The 2,728-nt window shown below is 57.8% G+C and carries 2 protein-coding genes; both read left to right on the plus strand.

The window, feature by feature from the left end; genetic code table 11:
• Positions 1-294 precede the first annotated feature (294 nt).
• On the plus strand, positions 295-726 hold the full coding sequence (locus ACZXDY_RS45355) for a DUF2380 domain-containing protein (RefSeq protein WP_464349942.1): 432 nt from the start codon (positions 295-297) through the stop codon (positions 724-726).
• A 289-nt stretch (positions 727-1,015) separates the two neighbouring features.
• Positions 1,016-2,527, plus strand: a complete 1,512-nt coding sequence (locus ACZXDY_RS45360) for a tetratricopeptide repeat protein (RefSeq protein ID WP_464349943.1) — start codon at positions 1,016-1,018, stop codon at positions 2,525-2,527.
• The last annotated feature ends 201 nt before the right edge of the window (positions 2,528-2,728 follow it).

Raw genomic sequence — 2,728 nt, forward strand, 5'->3', positions numbered from 1 at the left:
ATTGCTTCCGGCTGGAGCGTTTGCCGGGTGGGACTTGCACCCACTGGAAAGCGCCGCCTTGTCACGGCGCACACCCACTGCAGACATTAGCGCTGCGCCTGCCGCGTAGCGTTACCAAGGATTAATTTCTTCGACAGGAGACGGAAAGAATCGATCTTCTAAAATCGACTTAGCGGGGGAGATCGAGCCATCACCATGCGCCACAGCTCAATCCTGCACGCTGTTACCGCAGCCGGTCTGTTCCTGGGATCCAGCCTCATCTCAGATGCCTCCGCCGAGACAGCCGGCCACGCCTTGGCTGTCTCCGTCGACGATTTCAAATATAGAGACACGTCGAACGAGCCCACCGATCAGACGGCCGTGCATGAAAAGCGATTGCGGGCCTTCATGACTGCGCTGCGGGACGATTTTACGGCGGACCACCATTTTGAGCTTTTGCCGTCCTCCTGCGCTTCAAATTGTCCGACCGATGGACCGACGTTGCGCGATCGGCTGCGTGCGGCGTCACAGGCCGGCGCGCAGATCCTGATCATCGGCGGCTTTCATAAGATGAGCACGCTGGTGCAGGTTGCGCAGACTGTTGCTATCGATACAACATCCCAGCACATCGTGTTTAGGAAATACTTCCAGTTTCGCGGCGACAACGACGAGGCATGGCAGCGGGCGGAGCGCTTTGTATCGGAGGAGATCCGCGGCCGGCTGCTTGAAAGCAGATCGCAGCAATAGACTACGCGCGATGCATGTGCATGGTACCGTCCGTCCGGTTTTTGGCCCATGGCCGAAAGCGGATTGAAGATCGCTAGGTCAGCTCACCGGGATAGACCGGACGCCGCTCAGTGCGACGTCAAACGCCGCTTGTGACGCCAACCGGACATCTATTCGACGTCGTAGAACCGACGACCGCCCCTGCAACAACTTGTAAGAGGCGTGAACTTAGTCAGCAACCTTGACCAACGCGAAACGGCAAGAATCTGCTAGGCTGGAATAACTGGACATTTGGCTCCTGTGGGAGGCAATGGTGACGAACTCGGAAGTCTCCAGCGACCGACCGAACAAACCGGCATCCGATAGTGACCCACTGAACAAAACGCCATCTGATAACGAGTTATCGGACCAACCGGCATCGACTCTCAACTTTAGGGATCGCCTCCGGACGCGACTGCGGTTGATCGGTGGAGCGCTCGCTTCGATCGCGGCTATCGGCGCGATTGCGGGTGGCCTCGTCGGCTACTGGACTGTGTGGAAGACGCTCCGCACCGACGTGTTTCCGGACAAGCAGCAGACGCAGCGGGAGGCTACCGCACGACCCGACATTGCTCCCCGCTTGTCACTCGTCGTCCTGCCGTTCGCAAACCTCAACAACGATCCGGAGCAGGACTATTTCGCCGATGGCATTACGACCGATCTGACGACCGACCTCGCGCAAATGCCCGGCGCGTTCGTCATCGGACGCGGAACGGCCTTTACATACAGGAACAAGCAGATCGACTTCAGGAGGCTCGGCAAAGATCTTGGCATCCGCTGGGCGATCCAGGGTGCGGTGCGGCGCAACGGGGATCAGGTCCGGGTCAACGTCTCACTTACCGATGTCGCCAGCAATCGGGACGTCTGGTCCGATCGTTTCGACGGCGATCGCACGAACCTTGCCGCTTTGCAGGACCAGATCACAGCGCGGCTCGCCCGCTCACTGAACATTGAACTGATCCAAGCCGAAAGCCGCCGCAGCGAAGTGGACCGGCCGACGAATCCAGACGCCGTGGACTTCGCGATGCGCGGCTGGGCAAAGTTATACGAGCCGCAGTCGAAGATCCAAAATGCTCAGGCAGAGAAGCTATTCGAAGGTGCGTTGCGCCTCGATCCGGACAACGTTGACGCCATGATTGGCAAAGCGCGGTGTTTAGCGGCTGGTGTGAACAACCGATGGTCTGAGTCCGTTATTGAAGACAAAAAGCAAGCGATCGCTCTCATCGACAGAGTTCTGTCCAAAAGCTCCGCAAGCGCGAGTGCTCATACGACCAAGGGAACCGTTCTTCTATTTGGACGTCCTGAGGAGGCATTGGCTGAATACGATGCGGCGCTCGAAATCGATCCAAATAATCCAGCTGCCTACGCTGCTAAAGCAATTGCACTCGTCGTCTCCGGGCGCGCGCGCGAAGCCTTCTCGCCGGTCCAGTTGGCCCTCCGTCTCAGTCCCAGAGATCCTTTTGCTTTCCAATGGCGCTTCTGGCTCTGCCATGCACACTTGCACCTGCACCAATATGGAGAAGCCATCGAGGAATGCGGGCGCTCGGCCAATCTGAACAATTCGTCCTGGTTCGCCTATGTGGATCTGACATCGGCTTATGGAGCCACGGGGCAATTGGAACGGGCACAGCAGAGCTTGAATGAATTGAACAGGCTCCGACCAGACTTTACGATCCATTGGTACCGTGATCTCGTTTACTCAATGTCAACCAACCCGCAGTTTCGTAGGGAGATCGATGACATTCTCGACGGGCTGAGGAAGGGGGGCGTCCGGGAGCAATAAGGTGGAGACCATTTGCTTCTGACGCTGACGGTCTCTTCCATCTCGAATGTCACCTATTGGCCCATCTCGTCAATAGTTGCATGTCCGCCTTTGCGCCGCTCTCCGGGGGTAAGCGGACATGATCATTTATGATGGGGTGGACGCCCCGCCGACGGCATCGATGTGCCAAAGTGGAGGTGTTTAGCACCACTTAAGGGAGGC

This window comes from Bradyrhizobium sp. LeoB3, assembly GCF_055456055.1.

Bases quoted from the DNA above. Each gene is read 5' to 3' on its own strand.
- ACZXDY_RS45360 (WP_464349943.1), top strand. From the start codon at position 1,016: ATGGTGACGAACTCGGAAGTCTCCAGCGACCGACCGAACAAACCGGCA.